The following is an 18,561-nucleotide window of genomic DNA, read 5'->3' as shown; positions in this document are numbered from 1 at the left end:
GCATAGGGCATAGGGCATAGGGCATAGGGTATAGGAGTCGCCCCCATACCTCACAACGCTTGAGAACCGCTATATATATAACAGTTATTTTTTTCCTAGCAACCGGGTTTCTGGATCAAATTTAGCTCCCTCCCCGTTTTCGGGGGAGAGGTTTGGCGTGCTAATTTTTGTACAAATACAAGAAAGCTTCTACTTCAGCGGCGGTTGGTTGAGCCGCAATTGCACCCGGTTTCATCGCTGTCATCGAACCTACCGCATTCGCATAAGTTACAACTTTTTTTGTTATTTCGGGAGTGGCTAAACTCTTAATTCCCACCTTGCACAATTGGCTGACAAAACCAGCCAGAAAACCGTCGCCGGCACCTGTTGTATCCTCAACATCTACTTTAAAGGCGGGGATTTTTCCTTCATTTTCCGAGATACAATAGGCGCAACCTTTCTCGCCCGCAGTCACCAAAACGCCTTCTACGGAATCGAGGCGGTAGGTAATAGCTCCAGCGTCGGTAGTGTCAAACAACCATTCGGCTTCTTCCTCGGATAGCTTGACAAAATCAACTTTTTTTAATATTTTTCTAATGGGCGCTTTGGCTTCGTCTGGATTTGGCCAAAACACGGGACGCCAATTGATGTCAAGTATAATTTTAACGTCGTACTGTTCTGCTAGTTCGATCGCTCGGACGATCGCCTCTCGACTTTCAGGGTAAGCTAATTCTAAAGTGCCTAGCACTAAATATTCGGCATTTTCAAACAGCACTTCGGGTAGTTGTGCAGCGAGGAGGCGGGTGTCTGCAAAATCCGCAGTATCAAATTCGCCAAAACCGGCAAAAGATCGATCGCCCGCTTCATTCCGCAAGACATAAACTTGCCGCGTCGGCGCATTTGGATGTCGCTGCACTCCAGCAATATCAACCCCTACTTCTTGCAATACTTGCACTAGGGAATTTCCCAATTCATCCCCACCTACAGCACCGATAAATCCCGCCGCCGTCCCCAATTTAACCAAAGCACAGGCAACATTAGCAGGAGCACCGCCGGGATATGCCGTCCAAGATTCTACCTCTTCGAGAGATACTCCTGGTTTGTCTGCTAAACAATCAAATAAAACTTCACCCAGACACAGAACGCGAGGATAAGTCATAGAAATTTGAGATTTGAGATTTGAGATTTTAGACCAGCAGTAGACAGGTCAATAATGATTTTTAACCCATCCCAGAAAAATTGCAAGCTATTTTTTTATGGCTGCTCCTATAATATCAGACGTACTGATATTGGCAGTTACTCCCTCGCTGAAATATAGTGCGGGCTTATAAGTTAGTTGTTTTACGCGCAAACATCTGCAGGTAGGGCCCGGATGTCAGATAGGCGTAGGTAAAGGCAGCATCCGCCACCCGACGCACAACCGGTGCAAGTGGCTGTGCGTCTTTGTGTCGGCGCTGGCTTTGCACCCCTGGCGATTCTGCAAACGAGTTGGTGCTTCGGCCCCGAAAGAGTAGCACAGCAAATTTAATTTTCTCTTCATACTTCATCCCTCATCCTCTAGAATTGTAGATAGGTAAATATGCAGACATAGGAAAAATTTATGAGTGGGATTGTCTCTGGGACCCCTGTCACCCTGTCGGACAGAGAATTGCAAGTGGTAGAGTTAGTAGCGGCGGGATTGACTAATGAGAAAATTGCCGAAAAGTTAGAGATTAGCAAGCGTACAGTTGACAACCACATTAGCAATATCTTGAACAAGACGCGCGCTGACAATCGAGTTACCCTTGTACGCTGGGCGTTGCAGTGGGGAAAGGTATGTTTGGACAATATTAACTGCTGTCCTCTACCGCGACCGATCGATAAAGAAGTATCTTAAGTAGGGTTTCTGGTTGGGAACAGACAAAGAAATGATGCAAACGGCACAAGAAAAACAACTCCGCTATCACATTCAATCCCCTGGATTGCCGCTGGCGGTGTATCGGGAAGTGGCGACCCATTTGCGTCAAGTTGAAGGGGTGCAAACCGGTTTAATCCCGCAGCAGTCGCAGCGGTTTGATTACAGCGACAGCCAAATTGGGGGTTTGTGGATACAGTATCCTGAAGGGTTCGATTTGGCTGGTCGCGAGCGGGTCGATCGCATTTTGGCTTATTATGGCGATCGTTATGGAGCGTGGGAATTATTAAGTCATTAGTTATTGGGAATTGTTAGCTGTTAACTGTTGACTGTTGACTGTTGACTGTTAACTAATAATTAATGACTAATTACTAATGACAACTGCCAACTGACAACTGACAACTGACAACTGACTAACAAAATGAGTGCAATTAAAACTTTACCGGGAACGCGGGATATTTTGCCCGCTGAAATTCAATATTGGCAAAATATAGAAGAAGTCGCTAGAACCATTTTAAAAAAAGCGGCTTATCGGGAAATTCGGACGCCAATTTTTGAACAGACATCTTTATTTGAACGCGGCATCGGCGAAGCTACCGATGTTGTAGGCAAAGAAATGTACACTTTTAAGGATAAGGGCGATCGATCGACTACTTTGCGTCCAGAAGGCACCGCCGGAGTAGTGCGAGCTTTTATTCAAAACAGTTTGTACGCGGCGGGAGACGTGCAGCGTCTGTGGTATGCGGGGCCGATGTTTCGCTACGAACGCGCGCAAGAAGGAAGACAGCGGCAGTTTAATCAAATTGGCGTGGAAGTCTTGGGGAGTGCGAATCCTCGTGCGGATGTCGAAGTAATTGCGATCGCCTGTGATATCCTGCAAACTCTCGGTTTAAAAAATTTGCGCCTCGATATTAATTCCGTCGGAAATAAGCAAGACAGACAAAATTATCGGCAAGCATTAATAGATTATTTTACACCGCACAAAGACGAATTAGACGCCGATTCTCAAGACCGATTGACTCGCAATCCGCTGCGGATATTGGACAGCAAAAATCAGCGGGCTCAAGAAATTGTAGCTGGTGCGCCTAGCATTTTAGAATATTTGGGAGAGGAATCGCGAGCTCACTTCGAGCAAGTGCAGCTTATGCTCACAAATTTAGGAATTAGCTATCAGTTAAATCCCAGATTAGTGCGCGGTTTAGATTACTATACCTACACCGCATTTGAAATTATCTCCGACGATTTGGGAGCGCAAGCCACAGTTTGCGGGGGCGGCCGCTACGACGGTTTAGTAAAGGAATTGGGTGGCCCAGATACGGCGGCAGTCGGTTGGGCAATGGGTATCGAAAGGTTGATTATCCTGCTGCAAAAGTTGCAACCTTTGCCCGCGCCGAAGTTAGATTTTTATTTGGTATCCAGGGGCGCAAAAGCAGAACAGCAATCGGTATTGTTAGCTCAAAAATTGCGGAGTGCGGGGTTTAGTGTAGAGATAGATTTGAGTGGCAGTGCTTTCGGGAAACAGTTTAAAAGAGCCGACAGAAGCGGTGCGGTTGCGTGTTTAGTTTTGGGAGATGCGGAAGCTGAAAACGAGACGGTACAGTTGAAGTGGTTGGCGAGTGGTGAACAAAGTGCGATCGCCCAATCGGAACTACTAGCAATGACAAACGAGCTACAGCAGAAGATTATAGCTGCATATTAAGTCCGGCAGGGAATGAATTCCCTGCCTCAAAGCTAAAGTCCTCTGAAGAGGACTAATTATTTTAACAGTCTTCTTCTCAGTCCTCTTCAGAGGACTTTAGCTATGAGCCAGGGGTTTCAACCCCTGGCGGACTGTCGGCTTAAGTCGTTACTAATTGGCTCTGCTTGGTAACGCAGATCCAGAGGCTCTGCCTCGTCATTAAGCCATTAACATTAATCCCAAAAACCAAGAGATATAATTTAAACATTAAAACATTTAACCTCTAATAAACTATGTCTGTAGCAACAAAAAATTATGAAACAAAACTCACAATCACCTGGCCGCTACTACCAGAAGATTTCCAGCTACCAGACGACCCCGTAGAAGACGAAAGCCAACCATTATTAGCCGCCGCTTTGCGCCAGCCGTTAACAGGATTTCCTGAATTAATGCAGGATGCCTTAATTGTTTGCAACTTTGCCTTGTGTGCCGGCATAAGTTTCCCAGGTTCAAGCAGCGACGAACAGCGTATTATCTGCCAAGCACCAGATTGGATGTACGTGAAACCCGTCAATCCAAAAAATGTATCGCAAGTACGCCGTAGTTACACGCCACACACAGAAGGAACCATCCCTCAAATCGTGATGGAATTTCTTTCAGAAACCTATGGAGAAGAATACTCCGTTGAATTTACCTCGCGGGTGGGAAAGTGGTATTTTTACGAGCAAGTAATCAAAGTCCCCCGATACGTCATATTCCGAGCGAAAACAGCTCAGTTAGAAGTTTACGCTTTAGAATCAGAGCACTACAACTTGCAAAAACCTGATGAAAACGGACGTTATTGGATACCCGGATTGGACTTATTTTTAGGTATTTGGGAAGGAACCCACGAAGGAAGGACAGGCTGTTGGTTGAGATGGTGGAATCCTGAAGGCGAGTTGTTGCTGTGGTCGGAAGAACGAGTAGAACAAGAACGACTCCGCGCGGAAAAATTGGCCGAAAAATTGCGTCAAGCCGGGATCGAGTTAGATGATGAAGAGTGAAATATCAATTGATGAGCCGAGTTCGATCGTGTTTTGGTATGATGACACTCTTGTGGTGGGGGCATCCAGCCCGCCCTTGGCTAACTTTGCACTCCTATGTTAATCGAACGTCTCCAGCCGATCGCCTGGACAAAAAAACCGCGACTCATATCCTTATTTTCTGGTTGCGGCGGCATGGATTTGCCCTTCCACCAAGCCGGATTTGAGGTAGTTTGGGCGATCGACTCCAATCAATACGCCTGCAAAACATTCAGCAGAAACATTGCTGATGTCATCATCAACGACAGCATAGAAAATATAGACATTGCACAAGTTCCAGAAGCTGAAATATGTATAGGAGGATTCCCCTGTCAAGATTTCTCCCTGATTTGGAAGCGCCCCGGACTTGAAGGAACCAGAGGCAATTTATATACATACTTTCTCGATTTTGTCAATAAAAAAAAGCCCCAAGCTTTTGTAGCAGAAAATGTCAAAGGCTTATTAAGTGCAAATAATTATCAAGCAATAAAACAAATAATTTCTGACTTTGAAAGTATCGCTCCCGGCTACTTAGTTAAACCTAAACTATACAACTTTGCGGATTACGGAGTTCCGCAATTTCGGCAAAGAGTGTTATTAGTTGGCATTCGGATGGATACAGGATTTAACTTTGTGCATCCTCAGCCAGAATACGGTCAAAATCGCAAAAATCCTTATCGAACTGCGGGCGAAGCACTCAAAAATGTGGAAGCAGTTCTTGACAATAACCAACATCATAAAATTCAAGCCCGCACCGTTGAAATTTTAAATCGAATTAAACCGGGAGGCAATTTCTCTGATATTCCCAAGGATAGTCCATACTATGTCAAAGGCATGATCAGTCACGTTTATCGGCGAATTCATCCAGATAAACCATCTTCGACAATCATTGCTGGTGGAGGTGGCGGAACTTGGGGTTATCATTATTTAGAACCGCGTTCTTTGACAAATCGTGAAAGAGCAAGATTGCAAACATTCCCCGATGATTTTGTTTTTGAAGGTTCTACGACTGAAGTGCGGCGGCAGATTGGAAATGCAGTGCCACCGCAGGGAATCGCTGCTGTTGTTGAGTCTTTAACTCCGCTATTTAAGGGGGATTATCCGAAAGTGGATTTATATGAAATGAGTAAAAAGTTGCAGGGGATGTCAATTCAAGAACGATTAAAATGGGCTGAATTAGAACCAAGTGAAAATATTTTATAATCAGCAAGTAGTTTATAGTACAATATTTCTAAATATTGAGCTAATTATGTAGCTGATAGAGTGAATATTCAAAATGCTGAAAGAACTTCATCTAAAACAAGTCGGAACCGCCCCCCAGTTCGATGTAGAATTTGCCGATCGCATTAATTTATTTACTGGCGACAATGGTTTGGGGAAAACTTTTTTGCTTGATGTTGCTTGGTGGGTACTAACTGGAAAATGGGCGGATAGTCCAGCTTGGCCACAGCAGGGACAGGGCAATTCCCCGGAAATCACTTCTCGTTTAAGCAATCAAAAAAAATCCGATAAATATCGAAGTCTGTTTAGTTTCTCCGAACAAAAGTGGTTAGACAGTGGCAAGTATTCTAGTTTCAAAGGGTTAATTATTTACGTCCGTGTTGATGGATTTTCAGTCTTAGATCCTGCCCGTAATCGCTTAGCAGCTTATCACTTCAATTATGATAGTCTTTGGAATGGATTGATTAATTCCGAAGGAAAATTTATCTGTAATGGTCTAATTCATGATTGGGTGAACTGGCAACGTCAACCAGACCGATCTCAATTCCAACTATTATCTCGCGTCATTAAACAACTTTCTCCCGATGCTGATGAATGGATGGAACCGGGAGAACCAATCAGGGTTTCTGTTGAGGATGTGCGTGAGATTCCTACCTTAAATTTTCCCTATGGCAATGTTCCGATTATATACGCATCAGCGGGCATCAAGCGAATTTTAGGATTAGCTTATTTGTTAGTATGGACTTGGTATGAACACACAATGGCTTCTAAGTTGCGGCAACAAGAACCTCTGGATAAGATAATTCTTTTAATCGATGAAGTTGAAGCTCATTTACATCCACAGTGGCAACGATCAATCTTGCCAGCTATCTTAGAAGTAGCAACAAACCTCGAAAATGAAATGAAACTTCAGCTAATAGCTACAACTCATTCTCCGCTGCTACTTGCCTCAATCGAGCCTGAATTTGATGAGGAGCAAGATAAGTTATTTTTGTTTGAGTTACAAGGTAAAGATGTAACTCTTAATGAAGTTCCTTGGACAAAACATGGCGATGCTGTTGGCTGGCTAACTTCAGATATTTTTGGGTTAAAACAGGCTCGTTCCCGCGAAGCAGAAATAGCCATTGAGGCTGCGTATACCTTCATGCGAGGAGAAAGCATAGAGACTTTTCCTGAATACCTGAGAACTAAAGAGCAAATTCATCAGGAACTCCTGCGAGTTTTACCAGAACACGATCGCTTCTGGCCGCGATGGATTGTGAGCACCGAGGTAGAGTAAAGATGATGCGATTTACTCCGCCACCGGAACCACCGGATTTTGAGCAACAGGTGCGAAAAGCAGGCAATAATTGGTTAGTTAAAAATCCTGGTAAAGAACCAAAAGATTTTTGGTCTACCTTCAAACCTCAATTAGCTAAAGAGTTCCAACATCTTTGTGGCTATTCAGTTATGTACATACCGAGTCGGATGGGTACTGTAGATCATTATTTGAGTAAAAGTAAAGCAGAAAATCGGCATTTGATTTATGACTGGAAAAACTATCGCTATGCTTTGCAACGGGTAAATAGCTGCAAAGGAACTTACGATAGACAAATTCTCGATCCGTTTGAAGTAGAAGATAATTGGTTTGAGATTATCCTACCTTCTTGTCAGTTGGTTTTGACTGATGCGATTCCTTCCCACCAGCGTGATCGAGCCGAATTTACCCTCAAAAAGTTACAGCTTCAGAATAGTGAATGGGTTATAGAACAACGTCAGGAGTGGTATCGGATGTATCTAGAGAACGAACTTAATTTAGAAGGGTTAGAAAAGAAAGCGCCTTTAATCGCTCGTGCGGTAAAAAAACAGCTTAATTAGTTAATAATCAATCTAAAATAATCACTCAGGCACCATCAAACCCTTCAAAATTCTCCCCTTTTCCTCCTCCCTCAACCCCTTCGACTGTACCAACACCCCAAAACCCCCCAAACCCATCGGATCGATCAATTGATGCAAAGCCTCCCTGCGCCGCAAAAACGTTGCCACATCCAATACTTCCGCATCATTTGTAGATAGAGAAGCAATACGATCGCCCAAACCCAACGCCATCAAAAACAAAGCCTGCTGAGTAAACCCTACCACATCCAAACCGCACAATTCCCCCTGCCTTTCCAACGCCGTAAAATTAACATGAGCCGTTAAATCCTGCCGCCCCACATTAATATAAGGATTGCTGTGATATCGGTGGCGATAATAACACTGTAGCGTCCCCTCCCTGCGCCTCGGATTGTAATAGCGGTGCGCCGGATAACCGTAATCAATAGTTAACAAATATCCCCGCTGCAACTTTTGAGCAACTGTACTCATCCAGTCCAAAGCAGCCAAATTTACCTCACTGCGATATCCATCTCCATAAACACTCGCCGACAAATCGATGCCCACCAAATCCAAATATTCGGCAATTTTAGGGGTGGAAACTTCGCCAACTACTTCAACAAATTTTATCTCTTCTTGTTCATTTTTTGGGGTTTCTGCGGCAACATAAATCTCCCTAACTTGCCCTTCTTCCAGAATGAATTGATGCACTGGCAAAGCATCCACTAACTCGTTAGAAAAAAAACAACCGACTATTGAATTATTAACTATCTCATCCCAATTACACCACTTAACACACTTAATATCGGCTAAAGTTTGCCGCTGTTCCGCTTGGAGTCCAGGGGAAACTTCAATAATAATGTATTCTAAAATATGAAAGAAATCGGGATGTTGCCGTTGCAGATATTGCAGCACATTTTCGGCAAAATTTCCCCGCCCAGCGCCCATTTCTACGATCGCGAAATTGAAAGGGCGATCCTCTTCGAGGGCTCCGCTAACGAGAAATTCCCACATTTCTACAAACTGATCCGCCAAAACCTCAGCAAAATCAGCACCCCAATGAGACGACGTGATAAAATCGCCTTGTTTGCCGATCGACGGGCGATCGCTATTGTAATATCCGTGCTGCGGATGATATAATGCCCAATCCATATATTCAGCAAAAGTAATACGCTGCTGGGGAGTGGCGGCAATTCTTTCGCCGATTAAAGCGCAGAGATCCGGGTTGCTGTCATTGATATCTGGTTGCTGGGATGTCATAATTTTTATGAGGCACTTAATCAAGCTGAACAAAATCATTCGAGTAGTGCTATAAACTCTTCCCTTGTGAGTTCTGCATCCCGCAGTATCTTGCGGAGTAAACCTCTACCTATGGTTTTGCCAGCATGGACAGGAATCGTTACTACCCGTCCATCTGCATGGATCATTCGCACATGACTGCCCTTTTGTCTAATCGTCTGAAAGCCTGCATTTTCTAAGGCGCTAATAACTGTATTTCCTATTAAAGCTGGTAGTTTTGGCATTAAATCATCACCCTTTGAATACCTACAAATTCAGGTAATTTTTCATTACCCTCTTCTTCTAAACAAAGTGCAATAACTTCTTTAATATTCGCAATCAACTCATCAATAGTCTCACCTTGGCTATAACAGGCTTTTAGCTGTGGGACTTCCCCGACATAATAGCCATCTTCATCTCGTTCAATAATGACGTAGAACTCTTGCTTGCTGACATTCATTCTGCAACCTCTTTGTTCTTTAAATGTTACTCTATCATTATTAACAGTCAGGGCTTTAGTCATACTCGTTTAATAACTAAAGCCCTTACTGCTAACAGCGGATCTACCTGTCAACCGAGCCCATAATAATGTCGATACTCCCCAAAATTGCCACCAAATCGGCAATCTTCACGCCGCGCACAATGTGAGGCAAAATCTGCAAATTATTAAAATCCGCAGCCCGAATTTTCCAGCGCCAAGGAAACACAGTATCATCCCCGATAATATAAATCCCCAACTCACCTTTGCCGCTTTCAACGCGGACATAATGTTCGCCCTTGGGAATCTTAAAAGTCGGGGCAACTTTTTTGCCAATAAACTGATAGTCAAAACCATTCCATTCAGATTTTGGCCCGCTTTCTAAGCGCTTGGCTTCCAAATTCTCGTAAGGGCCGCCGGGGAGTCCTTTCAAGGCTTGATAGAGAATCTTAACAGACTCGCGCATCTCCCGAATCCGTACTAAATACCGGGCTAAACAATCGCCTGCAGCTTCGGTACAAACTTCCCAGTCGAAGTCGTCATAACATTCGTAATGGTCAACTTTCCGCAAATCCCAATTTACGCCGGAACCGCGCAACATGGGCCCGGAAAGTCCCCAGTTAATCGCTTCGTTGCGAGAAATAGTACCCAGCCCTTCAATCCGGCGGCGGAAGATTGGATTGTTGGTAATTAAACGTTCGTATTCGTCAATTTTGGGAACGAAATAATCGCAGAAATCTTGGCACTTATCTACCCAACCGTAGGGCAAATCGGCGGCGACTCCGCCGATGCGGAAATAGTTATTATTCACCATGCGATAACCGGTCGCTGCTTCCCACAAGTCGAGAATTGGTTCGCGATCGCGCATAGTATAGAAAAAAGGAGTTTGCGCGCCCACGTCCGCCAAAAACGGCCCTACCCACATCAAGTGGTTAGCAATCCGGTTCAACTCCAGCATGATTACCCGAATATAACTAGCCCGTTTGGGGACAGCAATATTTGCCAACTTTTCCGGCGCATTTACTGTCACCGCTTCGTTAAACATCCCCGCAGCGTAGTCCCAGCGGCTCACGTAGGGCACGTACATCACGTTGGTGCGATTTTCGGCAATTTTTTCCATCCCCCGGTGCAGATAGCCCAAAACAGGCTCGCAGTCCACCACATCTTCCCCGTCTAGGGTGACGATTAACCGGAGTACCCCGTGCATGGATGGGTGGTGCGGCCCCATGTTGAGCACCATCGGTTCGGTTCTAGTCTCAATTCTTGACATAATTAAATGAATTAATGATTACTAGCTATTGTTGATTTTTGTTTGGCTTTTATGATTATGAAGGATATCGAGCTCTCTGAGAAGGAGACCCTTGGATCGGATGTCAGTATTGACACCTATCACGTTCCAGTTTTGGGTCAAGAATTAATTGCGGGTTTGGCTGTGCGTCCAGGCGGGCACTATTTGGACGCGACGCTTGGGGGCGGCGGACACACGAGTTTGATTTTAGCGGCGGCGCCAGATGTTACAGTGGTGGCGATCGACCGCGACGAACAAGCCATCCGTTTTTGCCAAGCCCGATTTGCCAACTCGCCCGTTGAGTTTTGGCACGGCAACTTTGCTGAATATCAGTCCCCAGAGGCCGAATTTGATGGTATCATAGCAGACTTGGGCGTCAGCTCTGCTCAGTTCGATACACCGGAACGGGGATTTAGTTTTCGCCACCCAGCTCAACTAGATATGCGTATGAACCAGCAGCAATCTTTGACGGCAGAAGAGATTATCAACCACTGGGAAGAAGTTAAACTAGCAGATATTATTTACAAGTACGGCGAGGAGCGACTGTCGCGGCGCATCGCGAGGCGGATTGTGCAAAGCCGTCCTTTTCAAACTACAACAGAACTTGCAGGGGCGATCGCCTCCAGCTTCCCCCCCAAGCAGCGCAACGGCAGAATCCATCCGGCCACCCGCACTTTCCAAGCTTTAAGGATAGCCGTCAACTCCGAACTCGCTTCTTTAGAAACTTTCCTAAACCTTGCCCCACGGTGGTTAAAACCCGGTGGGAGAATCGGTATCATTACCTTTCACAGCCTGGAAGACCGACCTGTCAAGCACCAACTCAGAGGAACACCCAGTTTGCAGGTACTGACAAAAAAGCCGATCGTGCCACAATCCGAAGAAGTCGCTAGAAATCCCCGCTCTCGTTCTGCTAAGCTCAGACTGGCAGAAAGATTAGCTTGATTCGGCAGTAGTAATATGCTTGCTGCAAAAAGTTCAGAGATTAGGGAGCAAAACTTAAGTGCCAAATACTTTGCTAAACTTATTCACAGTTAATCACCGAGAGGAAGTTTCATGTTTGCTGTCAAGCGGGCGCTAAAATTAAATAACAAGGAAGCGACGTTGATGGCAAAACACGCAGGATTCCGGCGCGTAGTTTTCAATTTTGGGTTGAGCCTGCGAACTCAAATGTACAGTGAGGGGAAATTTACCGACTCGAAGGTACTCAACGAAGTCAAGAAGGTTCTCACCAATCACGTCAAGAAAACGTCTGAATTTGCTTGGATGAACCAGTTGTCTAGCCGAGTTTATCAAAACGCTTTGATTGACTTAAAAGATGCTTTTAGTCGATATCGTTCGGGGAAAGCAGGTCATCCGAAGTTCGCCAGCCGCCGAGACGGTCAATCTTTTACGGTTGATTCATCTAACGGTAAAGTTTTGTTAGTCGCTGGTAGCACTATCAAGATTCCTACGTTGGGAACTTTTCGACTTTTTGAGCCGTTAGAATGTGGTTTTATTTCTCAAACTTTTACGGTTTCAAAAGAAGGGAATCGCTGGTTTGTTTCCTTTTGTGTTGATGCAGAGCGCCTGCCCGGTGGGCAGTCTGAAGGTTCTGTGGGAATTGATGTCGGCATCAAGTATGCGGCCACGCTATCAACCCAACAGAGTTTTGATGCACCAAAGCCGCTAAAGCAAGCGAAAACCAAGCTTGCTACTTTACAGCGCCAAGCATCTAAACAGGTAAAAGGCTCTCGAAATCAGCGCAAAACCTACAACAAAATTAGTCAGCTCCATGCACGAGTCGCTCGTATTCGCTTAGACTTCCTTCACAAGTTAACAACTTACCTAGCTAAAACTTTCAAGCTAATTAAGATTGAGAACTTGAATGTTCAAGGAATGATGGCGAATCATAAGTTAGCTGGAGCAATATCTGACCTGGGATTTTACGAATTCAAACGTCAGCTCGACTACAAATGCCAAATGTATGGAGCTAGTTTAGTGCTAGTAGACCAGTGGTTCCCTAGTACGAAAACATGCTCAAATTGTGGCACAAAAAAAGATAGGCCACTAAGCGTTCGGACTTTTGACTGTCCTACTTGTGGCATATCTTTGGATCGGGATTTTAACGCAAGTTTGAATATTTTAAATTGGGAACCCTCGGCTTGAGGGGAATAGCCTACTTATCTTGGGATTAGCCGTCTACCCAACAGCGTAGGAAGTGAACTCGAATTGTGTCTAAAAATGAGTTTAGACAAGTTTAGATAAGTTTCACGAAGCAGACTTGGATGCAGCAATCAAGTACGATTCGGCGATGTAGGGAAGAGCGCCAACAACCCACCACTAACCCTCCGGGTACAGTGGGGCTTGAAATACAGCCGGTGTTGACCAGACTTAGGTAGCAATACCTGCGTTAGTAGTAAGTGTTAAAATTCACACCGAGGACAGTGCCCAGCTAGTTCAGAACTCTGCAATCAGAGCATTAATTAGCCGTTTTGAATGCTGGTGTGTTTAGAAAAGTACCGACTGCTAACAAGGTCATTGCTCGTATCACAGCGTGAAAGCTGACTCGGGAATTTTCCCTATTGAAGCGGCCTACCGAGGCGGGTTACAGTATCGAAAGCCTCTCATCTGTGCGAACAGATGGTGCGAAAGGAATGCTCACCTTGAGGTAAAACGGGTTTCTTTAACTCAACTTGACGTAACTGATATGTTGCATATATCCAGCCCCCCTTTTCCTCCCGCTACCTTGCTGATTACAGCTATGGTGGGGGTTTTCAAGGGGGAAGAAAGATGAGTCGGGGAGATGGAAGCAAGCTGAAACTGATGGTAGTCGATGACGAACCCGACAACTTGGATTTATTGTACCGGACGTTTCGACGCGACTTTCAGGTTTACAAAGCAGATAGCGCCCTCAGCGCCCTGGAAGTTCTAGACGAACAGGGCGAGATGGCGGTGATTATATCTGACCAGCGGATGCCAGAAATGAATGGCACCGAGTTTTTGGGGAAAACAGTCGAGCGATTTCCCGATACGATTCGGATTCTGCTAACGGGATACACCGATGTTGAAGATTTGGTTGAGGCCATCAACTCAGGTCAAGTTTTCAAATACATCACCAAACCGTGGAATCCAGAAGAACTCAAATTGGTGATCAATCAAGCCTCAGAAACTTACAAATACTACAAGCAGCGCAGCGTTGCATTGCGCCGCGCTTTACGCAAGGAATCTCTGTTCAATGAGGTAATGAGCGTGATTCGCGGGTCGCTAGATTACTCTAGTATGGTACAAACTATTGTTCAAACCGTAGGTCAAACTTTTGAGGCCAACTATTGTATGCTGCGGCCGGTAGAGACCGATCGACTATTACCGAGTACCTTCCCCTACCAAGCCCAAACCGACGATGCCAGTAGCTTTTCTTTTGATGAAAATTTGCTGGTTCAAGCTGTAGCCACCCGCCAAACTCAAGTGAACTCAAACAGTGGGGGGAATGGTAACTCGGTTGAGATTGCCGTGCCCCTGACTTACCAGCAAGAATTGCTGGCGGTACTGGCTTTGTGCCAGATTGGCGGCACTAACCCTTGGTCGGCAGAAGATATAGAGTTAATAGAAGGTGTAGCAGCTCAAGCTGCTCTGGCACTGTCTCAAGCTAAGCTATACCAGCGCACTCTGGATTTAGCCAAGCAGATGCAAAACGAGTTGGAAGTGGCTCGCCAAATCCAAACCAACTTGTTGCGCCAAAGTTGGCCGGAGTTTGAAACTGTCAGAGTGCAAGCTTGCTGCTATCCCGCGCGGGAAGTTGGTGGCGACTTTTTTGAAGTCTACGTCCACTCCCAAGGGGATATTTGGATAGCGGTGGGAGATGTTTCGGGTAAGGGAGTTCCGGCTGCTCTATTTATGGCGAGCGCGATTTCGGTGATGCGGCGGGAACTTTCCCAAGAAGTTTCTCCAGAGCCCGATCAAGTTATGCAGAACATGAATAGCAGTATGTCTGACGACCTGATCGGCAACAACCATTTTATTACAATGGTTGTAGCTCGTTACACTCCGTCCACGGGACACCTCGCCTTTGCTAATGCCGGTCACATTTACCCGATTGTTTGGTCTCACTCGGAGGTGAAAGCTCAAGCTGCTAGCGGTAAAACGCCAGCCGAGCCGAATTTCCTGAAAGCTCGTGGCATTCCCTTGGGGATACTACCAGTTTGGAGAGGCAAAGCAGGTGCGATCGAATTAAAGTCAGGAGATGTATTTCTGCTGACGAGTGACGGGATTACTGAAGCTAGCGTGACAAGTCAAGCGGTCGCAGGGGGTGTACCAACCCGTTCTATGCTACAACAAGAAGGGCTTTGGCAACTCTTGATTCAGGAACCTGGTTCTTTCAACTTGGACAATTTGTTGGCTCACATCCGAGCCGATAATCCCGTTCAGGAAGACGACCAAACCATACTCTCTCTGGAGGTTCTTTGAATCTGTCAGCGACTCCCGACGCATAGTCGGGGGTGAGAGCCGAAAAAACTTAAGCCCTCCTTGTTGACGGCCCATAGAGTAGTCCTGCAAAGGACGGGGTTATCGTCAACAGTCAAAAACCTAGCCGGCGATGGCGCAGCTAGTTTCCTGAATCGCTTTCCTGGGGGATTAAATACCTGTAAAGGGTTAAGGTAGAAGGCATTCGTCAGAAAAAACCAACGCTTAAAAGCTAAGGATTGAAACACAGATTTTTTATACCTCGCTGCTTGCAGTCTCGGTATAATTATCAATTGTTAAGGGGCTTTAGGCCCATAACAAAAGTTTTCAACTATACTCTTAACTTCTGCCTTCTACCGAATGACGAATGCCTGATTTTTAAACAGAAAAGGCTAGTATCCCCCGAGTAGCGACAAGTATTGAGGCCGAATCCATTCGGCGCGTCGTATTTCATACCTGGAAGACACAGGGTTTTCAAACTTACGGGATTTTTTTATGAATACTGAGCTTCATGTGCCAAGCGACTTGCGGTTTTTAACAATTGTTGAAAATTGGTTGCTGAGCAGTTTAGAAGTAGAGCTAGGAGAGCACGTCGATTGGCCGCGTCAGTCGAATCGTTTGCGCTTGGTGTTAGCAGAAGCCTATTCTAACGTGATCCGCCATGCTCACAAAGATCAACCCAATTTGCCCGTGTTAATTCGCTTGAATTTAAAAAATAGGGATATTGGTTTAGAAATTTGGGATTACGGTAAAGGTTACGAAATGGATACTTACAATCCCCCGAGGCCGGAAGCTAAACAGGAAAGCGGCTACGGCTGGCTGATTATGAGCAGACTTATGGATCGGGTGGACTACACTTTGCAAATAGACGGTCGCAACTGTCTCAAGTTGGAAGCGAGTTTGCCGGAAAAATCTTAATTAGTCGTTAATCATGAGTCATTAGTCTTGAGTGATTAATGATTGGCAATGCACTTTTAGACTCGCTTTGGCTGTCTGTCGCACGCGCTGCGGTGACAGCCACTTTTTCGTGCAGTATCGTCAATCGATTTGAGATTTGAGATTTGAGATTTTAGATTTTAGAATTGAAGCATTGACCCCACGGATAAATTCGGGGGGCAAGTTTCTCGGAGACAGGTTTTTTATTTCACCGGTCCTGAGTCTGCTTTCGGAATGAATCCGGGGGCTTGTATCCTGGATGCTTTCGGTCAGCCCAAGGCGAGACTGTAAGATTGTAGGGGTACAGTCCCGATCGCACAAATACCCCAGAAACGGGATTTTTATACCGTGAGTGGCACTTCACCAAAGATTTGAATAAAAACCCGGTTTCTGCCTCATTCTGGCGATAAAAAGCCGATTTACCTGTCGATCGCACGATTTTAGCTATTACGTGCGATCGACAGGTCAAACCAAAATAGACAATTTAAATGTGAAACACCTTATCAAACATCTCATTTCTTATGTGACCGCAGATTTAGCAATTCTTGGGGAGAAGCTAACAGTTTGACGGTGACAGAAAGGATTTTTTGGTCAGAATTGAGCAACAACAGCCATCCGACATTAACACCAAATGCGGAAGTTTGCACCCGGCCACTGACCTGAACTTCAACATTGCCATATTCTAAAATTTGGGTGACACCTTGCTGGGGTTCAAGCTTCATTCCTCGCGCTTCTGTTTTTAGATAAGTGGCGATCGAGCTGCTACCCATAATTGGCTCTTCAAACGGCGCGTGCAGAACCCCATCATCGGCAAATAAATTAGCCGTCGCGTCAAAATCGCCCGCGTTTAAAGTTTCAAAATATCGCAGTACCGTTGGGTTTGTGATGCCGGCAATCTTTATAGAGCTAGTTATAATAGGTCGAGTTGTTGCGGTCATAAAAGAATTGATTTTAGATGAATGAGTATACTGTAATCATTCTCTTTGTCGCAGCAAATCCCTCAAAAGATATAAGTAGGGCCAGGAAAATAATTCTCCGAAAAAAGGAGGAACCGGAGGGAGCATCTCAATGAAAGCAGCAAAGCTCGAAATTGGAATTAGGAGTCAGGAGTCAGGAGCCAGGAGAAAAGAGTCAGAAGGAAGAAGAAAGAAGTGTTTTTGCAAATATGAGATGCTCCCGAACCGGAGAGCGTCGATCGCAGCTTTCAGAGCGATCGACCAAAATCAATATTACTTTCAAAAAATGTAAGGGTAGCCAAGGTGTAAACCCTGATACCATCAGTCATTTCCCATCCTTCAATTCTTGAATCTAAAATTTAAAATCTAAAATCTAAAATGATAGAAACCCAGACACCTGAAGGCATCTGGGTTTCTGGCCAAGTCTGTTTGACAGACCGAACCCGAATATTCTATTTGCGGATCAAATTGAGCAATTCTTTAGGAGATGCCAACAAGTCGATCGCCACAAAGAAAATTTGACCTTGGGGATCGAGCAAAAACCGCCACGCAATGTTCATTCCCACATTCGCGCCGAACCAGGGAGTTTCGACTTTGCCAGTGACTTTCACTTGTCGGTAGCCATCTTCTGCAGGTTCCGATACGCCTTGCTGGGGCATCATTTTCAGTCCGATGCACTCTTCGCGCATATAGTTGAGGATAGCGTCGCGACCGACGATCGGCTTTTGGAAAGGTGGTTGCAGGGCACCTTCTTCAGCAAATAAACCGACGGCTGGGGTGAAGTCGAAGGCATTCATGTAGTCGATGTAGCTGAGCACTGTCTGCTCGCTGATACCCTCAATTTGGGTTTTCACCCGCTCTTCTGGAGCGGTGGGAGTGCTGCGGGGGGCTGAGCGTTTGGCGTACTCTTGGTTAAAAGCAGGGTCATAGCCCATGTTAACTACGGTGTTGCGAAGTACGGTAATTTGCTGGCCCGGATCTAGTTTCTTGATGGTTTCAAGGACTTGGGTGGCTTCGGGAGACATTTGATAGCCAGCGGGGATCGGAGCGACAACGCCCTGTTTCATCAACTGTCCCAACTCGTACCAGAAACCGAGTTTGGTGTTGACGCGCAACGAAGTGTAAATCCGGCCAATTGTTGTGTCGGCGTTGCTGGCTAGGTCAAACATGGTTTTGCTTTGAGCAGCCGGCGACATTTGCTTGATTTCGCTCAGGATGCCTTCAACAAGCGCCATGCTGGCTACTCCGGGAGCTGCTGCGGTGATGGAAATACCCATTTCGGTGTAGGCATACCAAAGTAAGGCTAGTTGGTCTTCAACGCTGAGTTTGTAGAACGCTTCCGTGGTAGCCGGAACAACGCTAGCAATCTCGGTGTTGGAAAAAATAGATTGAGCTGATTGAATACTAACTGCCATATGTATCCTGTGGGATTCGCTGTCGGTTTTACTTGCGTACTTGAATTTGCGAATCGAATTCTCCCTTAATTAAATTATGTGAC

The 18,561-nt window shown here is 45.5% G+C and carries 20 protein-coding genes; 12 read left to right on the top strand and 8 right to left on the bottom strand.

Annotated features, from left to right (window positions below):
• Window positions 1-160 precede the first annotated feature (160 nt).
• Together QUB04_RS16110 and QUB04_RS16105 are read right to left on the bottom strand one after the other, a co-directional pair.
• Window positions 161-1,138 (bottom strand): carbohydrate kinase, encoded by a 978-nt coding sequence (locus QUB04_RS16110; RefSeq protein WP_333285777.1) that lies wholly within the window; start codon window positions 1,136-1,138, stop codon window positions 161-163.
• A 166-nt stretch (window positions 1,139-1,304) separates the two neighbouring features.
• On the bottom strand, window positions 1,305-1,526 hold the full coding sequence (locus QUB04_RS16105) for a hypothetical protein (protein WP_333285776.1): 222 nt from the start codon (window positions 1,524-1,526) through the stop codon (window positions 1,305-1,307).
• Window positions 1,527-1,579: 53 nt separating this feature from the next.
• On the opposite strand from QUB04_RS16105, the gene QUB04_RS16100 reads away from it, so the two are divergent.
• The 7 genes from QUB04_RS16100 (at window position 1,580) to QUB04_RS16070 (ending at window position 7,690) form a co-directional block, all read left to right on the top strand.
• Entirely contained in the window at window positions 1,580-1,855 is a 276-nt protein-coding gene (locus QUB04_RS16100) for a photosynthetic electron transport-dependent transcriptional regulator PedR (RefSeq protein ID WP_006633901.1), read from the top strand.
• 34 nt (window positions 1,856-1,889) lie between these two features.
• Window positions 1,890-2,171, top strand: coding sequence for a hypothetical protein (locus QUB04_RS16095; RefSeq protein WP_190742066.1), 282 nt, complete (start codon window positions 1,890-1,892; stop codon window positions 2,169-2,171).
• 123 nt (window positions 2,172-2,294) lie between these two features.
• Entirely contained in the window at window positions 2,295-3,572 is a 1,278-nt protein-coding gene (gene hisS / locus QUB04_RS16090) for a histidine--tRNA ligase (RefSeq protein ID WP_333285774.1), read from the top strand.
• Window positions 3,573-3,844: 272 nt separating this feature from the next.
• On the top strand, window positions 3,845-4,594 hold the full coding sequence (locus QUB04_RS16085; protein ID WP_333285772.1) for a Uma2 family endonuclease: 750 nt from the start codon (window positions 3,845-3,847) through the stop codon (window positions 4,592-4,594).
• A gap of 96 nt (window positions 4,595-4,690) precedes the next feature.
• Window positions 4,691-5,815, top strand: a complete 1,125-nt coding sequence (locus tag QUB04_RS16080) for a DNA cytosine methyltransferase (RefSeq protein ID WP_333285771.1) — start codon at window positions 4,691-4,693, stop codon at window positions 5,813-5,815.
• A gap of 73 nt (window positions 5,816-5,888) precedes the next feature.
• On the top strand, window positions 5,889-7,112 hold the full coding sequence (locus tag QUB04_RS16075) for an AAA family ATPase (RefSeq protein WP_333285769.1): 1,224 nt from the start codon (window positions 5,889-5,891) through the stop codon (window positions 7,110-7,112).
• A gap of 2 nt (window positions 7,113-7,114) precedes the next feature.
• Window positions 7,115-7,690 (top strand): hypothetical protein, encoded by a 576-nt coding sequence (locus QUB04_RS16070; RefSeq protein ID WP_333285767.1) that lies wholly within the window; start codon window positions 7,115-7,117, stop codon window positions 7,688-7,690.
• Window positions 7,691-7,711: 21 nt separating this feature from the next.
• On the opposite strand, the gene QUB04_RS16065 is transcribed toward QUB04_RS16070, so the two are convergent.
• The 4 genes from QUB04_RS16065 to QUB04_RS16050 are packed head-to-tail and all read right to left on the bottom strand — an operon-like array spanning window position 7,712 to window position 10,713.
• The gene (locus QUB04_RS16065; RefSeq protein WP_333285765.1) at window positions 7,712-8,947 is read right to left on the bottom strand and encodes a class I SAM-dependent methyltransferase; all 1,236 of its coding nucleotides are present in this window, start codon (window positions 8,945-8,947) and stop codon (window positions 7,712-7,714) included.
• A 35-nt stretch (window positions 8,948-8,982) separates the two neighbouring features.
• Window positions 8,983-9,210, bottom strand: a complete 228-nt coding sequence (locus tag QUB04_RS16060; protein WP_333145324.1) for a type II toxin-antitoxin system HicA family toxin — start codon at window positions 9,208-9,210, stop codon at window positions 8,983-8,985.
• On the bottom strand, window positions 9,210-9,488 hold the full coding sequence (locus QUB04_RS16055; RefSeq protein ID WP_333145323.1) for a type II toxin-antitoxin system HicB family antitoxin: 279 nt from the start codon (window positions 9,486-9,488) through the stop codon (window positions 9,210-9,212). Before QUB04_RS16055 ends, QUB04_RS16060 begins: the two co-directional genes overlap by 1 nt.
• Before the next feature lie 40 nt (window positions 9,489-9,528).
• Window positions 9,529-10,713 (bottom strand): NAD(P)H-quinone oxidoreductase subunit H, encoded by a 1,185-nt coding sequence (locus QUB04_RS16050; RefSeq protein WP_333285764.1) that lies wholly within the window; start codon window positions 10,711-10,713, stop codon window positions 9,529-9,531.
• Between the two features lie 57 nt (window positions 10,714-10,770).
• On the opposite strand from QUB04_RS16050, the gene rsmH reads away from it, so the two are divergent.
• The 4 genes from rsmH (at window position 10,771) to QUB04_RS16030 (ending at window position 16,089) form a co-directional block, all read left to right on the top strand.
• Window positions 10,771-11,673: a 16S rRNA (cytosine(1402)-N(4))-methyltransferase RsmH gene (gene rsmH / locus QUB04_RS16045; RefSeq protein ID WP_333285762.1), complete on the top strand. Its 903-nt coding sequence runs from the start codon at window positions 10,771-10,773 to the stop codon at window positions 11,671-11,673.
• Window positions 11,674-11,784: 111 nt separating this feature from the next.
• Window positions 11,785-12,876, top strand: coding sequence for an RNA-guided endonuclease TnpB family protein (locus QUB04_RS16040; protein ID WP_333285761.1), 1,092 nt, complete (start codon window positions 11,785-11,787; stop codon window positions 12,874-12,876).
• Window positions 12,877-13,500: 624 nt separating this feature from the next.
• Complete coding sequence (locus tag QUB04_RS16035) at window positions 13,501-15,174, top strand: SpoIIE family protein phosphatase (RefSeq protein ID WP_333285759.1); 1,674 nt, start codon at window positions 13,501-13,503, stop codon at window positions 15,172-15,174.
• A gap of 492 nt (window positions 15,175-15,666) precedes the next feature.
• Entirely contained in the window at window positions 15,667-16,089 is a 423-nt protein-coding gene (locus QUB04_RS16030; RefSeq protein ID WP_006633914.1) for an ATP-binding protein, read from the top strand.
• A gap of 530 nt (window positions 16,090-16,619) precedes the next feature.
• Here the strand turns inward: QUB04_RS16030 and QUB04_RS16025 are convergent.
• Complete coding sequence (locus tag QUB04_RS16025) at window positions 16,620-17,045, bottom strand: nuclear transport factor 2 family protein (RefSeq protein WP_333285757.1); 426 nt, start codon at window positions 17,043-17,045, stop codon at window positions 16,620-16,622.
• A 130-nt stretch (window positions 17,046-17,175) separates the two neighbouring features.
• On the opposite strand from QUB04_RS16025, the gene QUB04_RS16020 reads away from it, so the two are divergent.
• Window positions 17,176-17,355: a hypothetical protein gene (locus QUB04_RS16020; RefSeq protein ID WP_333285755.1), complete on the top strand. Its 180-nt coding sequence runs from the start codon at window positions 17,176-17,178 to the stop codon at window positions 17,353-17,355.
• Between the two features lie 160 nt (window positions 17,356-17,515).
• Here the strand turns inward: QUB04_RS16020 and QUB04_RS16015 are convergent, their stop codons facing one another.
• A complete protein-coding gene (locus QUB04_RS16015) occupies window positions 17,516-18,478 on the bottom strand; it encodes an orange carotenoid protein N-terminal domain-containing protein (protein ID WP_333285753.1) in 963 nt (320 codons plus the stop codon).
• Window positions 18,479-18,561: the final 83 nt, after the last annotated feature.

The sequence above is a fragment of the Microcoleus sp. D2_18a_B4 genome (assembly GCF_036702475.1).
Classification (GTDB): domain Bacteria; phylum Cyanobacteriota; class Cyanobacteriia; order Cyanobacteriales; family Microcoleaceae; genus Microcoleus.
This window is presented reverse-complemented; position numbering and strand designations above follow the sequence as displayed.

What these genes read in the sequence shown, in the direction of transcription:
- QUB04_RS16105 (WP_333285776.1), bottom strand. Translation starts at nt 1,526, where the DNA reads ATGAAGTATGAAGAGAAAATTAAATTTGCTGTGCTACTCTTTCGGGGC.
- QUB04_RS16065 (WP_333285765.1), bottom strand. Translation starts at nt 8,947, where the DNA reads ATGACATCCCAGCAACCAGATATCAATGACAGCAACCCGGATCTCTGC.
- rsmH (WP_333285762.1), top strand. Translation starts at nt 10,771, where the DNA reads ATGAAGGATATCGAGCTCTCTGAGAAGGAGACCCTTGGATCGGATGTC.
- QUB04_RS16030 (WP_006633914.1), top strand. Translation starts at nt 15,667, where the DNA reads ATGAATACTGAGCTTCATGTGCCAAGCGACTTGCGGTTTTTAACAATT.
- QUB04_RS16085 (WP_333285772.1), top strand. Translation starts at nt 3,845, where the DNA reads ATGTCTGTAGCAACAAAAAATTATGAAACAAAACTCACAATCACCTGG.
- QUB04_RS16055 (WP_333145323.1), bottom strand. Translation starts at nt 9,488, where the DNA reads ATGACTAAAGCCCTGACTGTTAATAATGATAGAGTAACATTTAAAGAA.
- QUB04_RS16110 (WP_333285777.1), bottom strand. Translation starts at nt 1,138, where the DNA reads ATGACTTATCCTCGCGTTCTGTGTCTGGGTGAAGTTTTATTTGATTGT.
- QUB04_RS16095 (WP_190742066.1), top strand. Translation starts at nt 1,890, where the DNA reads ATGCAAACGGCACAAGAAAAACAACTCCGCTATCACATTCAATCCCCT.
- QUB04_RS16060 (WP_333145324.1), bottom strand. Translation starts at nt 9,210, where the DNA reads ATGCCAAAACTACCAGCTTTAATAGGAAATACAGTTATTAGCGCCTTA.
- QUB04_RS16025 (WP_333285757.1), bottom strand. Translation starts at nt 17,045, where the DNA reads ATGACCGCAACAACTCGACCTATTATAACTAGCTCTATAAAGATTGCC.
- QUB04_RS16040 (WP_333285761.1), top strand. Translation starts at nt 11,785, where the DNA reads ATGTTTGCTGTCAAGCGGGCGCTAAAATTAAATAACAAGGAAGCGACG.
- QUB04_RS16100 (WP_006633901.1), top strand. Translation starts at nt 1,580, where the DNA reads ATGAGTGGGATTGTCTCTGGGACCCCTGTCACCCTGTCGGACAGAGAA.
- QUB04_RS16015 (WP_333285753.1), bottom strand. Translation starts at nt 18,478, where the DNA reads ATGGCAGTTAGTATTCAATCAGCTCAATCTATTTTTTCCAACACCGAG.
- QUB04_RS16080 (WP_333285771.1), top strand. Translation starts at nt 4,691, where the DNA reads ATGTTAATCGAACGTCTCCAGCCGATCGCCTGGACAAAAAAACCGCGA.
- QUB04_RS16035 (WP_333285759.1), top strand. Translation starts at nt 13,501, where the DNA reads ATGAGTCGGGGAGATGGAAGCAAGCTGAAACTGATGGTAGTCGATGAC.
- hisS (WP_333285774.1), top strand. Translation starts at nt 2,295, where the DNA reads ATGAGTGCAATTAAAACTTTACCGGGAACGCGGGATATTTTGCCCGCT.
- QUB04_RS16020 (WP_333285755.1), top strand. Translation starts at nt 17,176, where the DNA reads ATGAAAGCAGCAAAGCTCGAAATTGGAATTAGGAGTCAGGAGTCAGGA.
- QUB04_RS16050 (WP_333285764.1), bottom strand. Translation starts at nt 10,713, where the DNA reads ATGTCAAGAATTGAGACTAGAACCGAACCGATGGTGCTCAACATGGGG.
- QUB04_RS16070 (WP_333285767.1), top strand. Translation starts at nt 7,115, where the DNA reads ATGATGCGATTTACTCCGCCACCGGAACCACCGGATTTTGAGCAACAG.
- QUB04_RS16075 (WP_333285769.1), top strand. Translation starts at nt 5,889, where the DNA reads ATGCTGAAAGAACTTCATCTAAAACAAGTCGGAACCGCCCCCCAGTTC.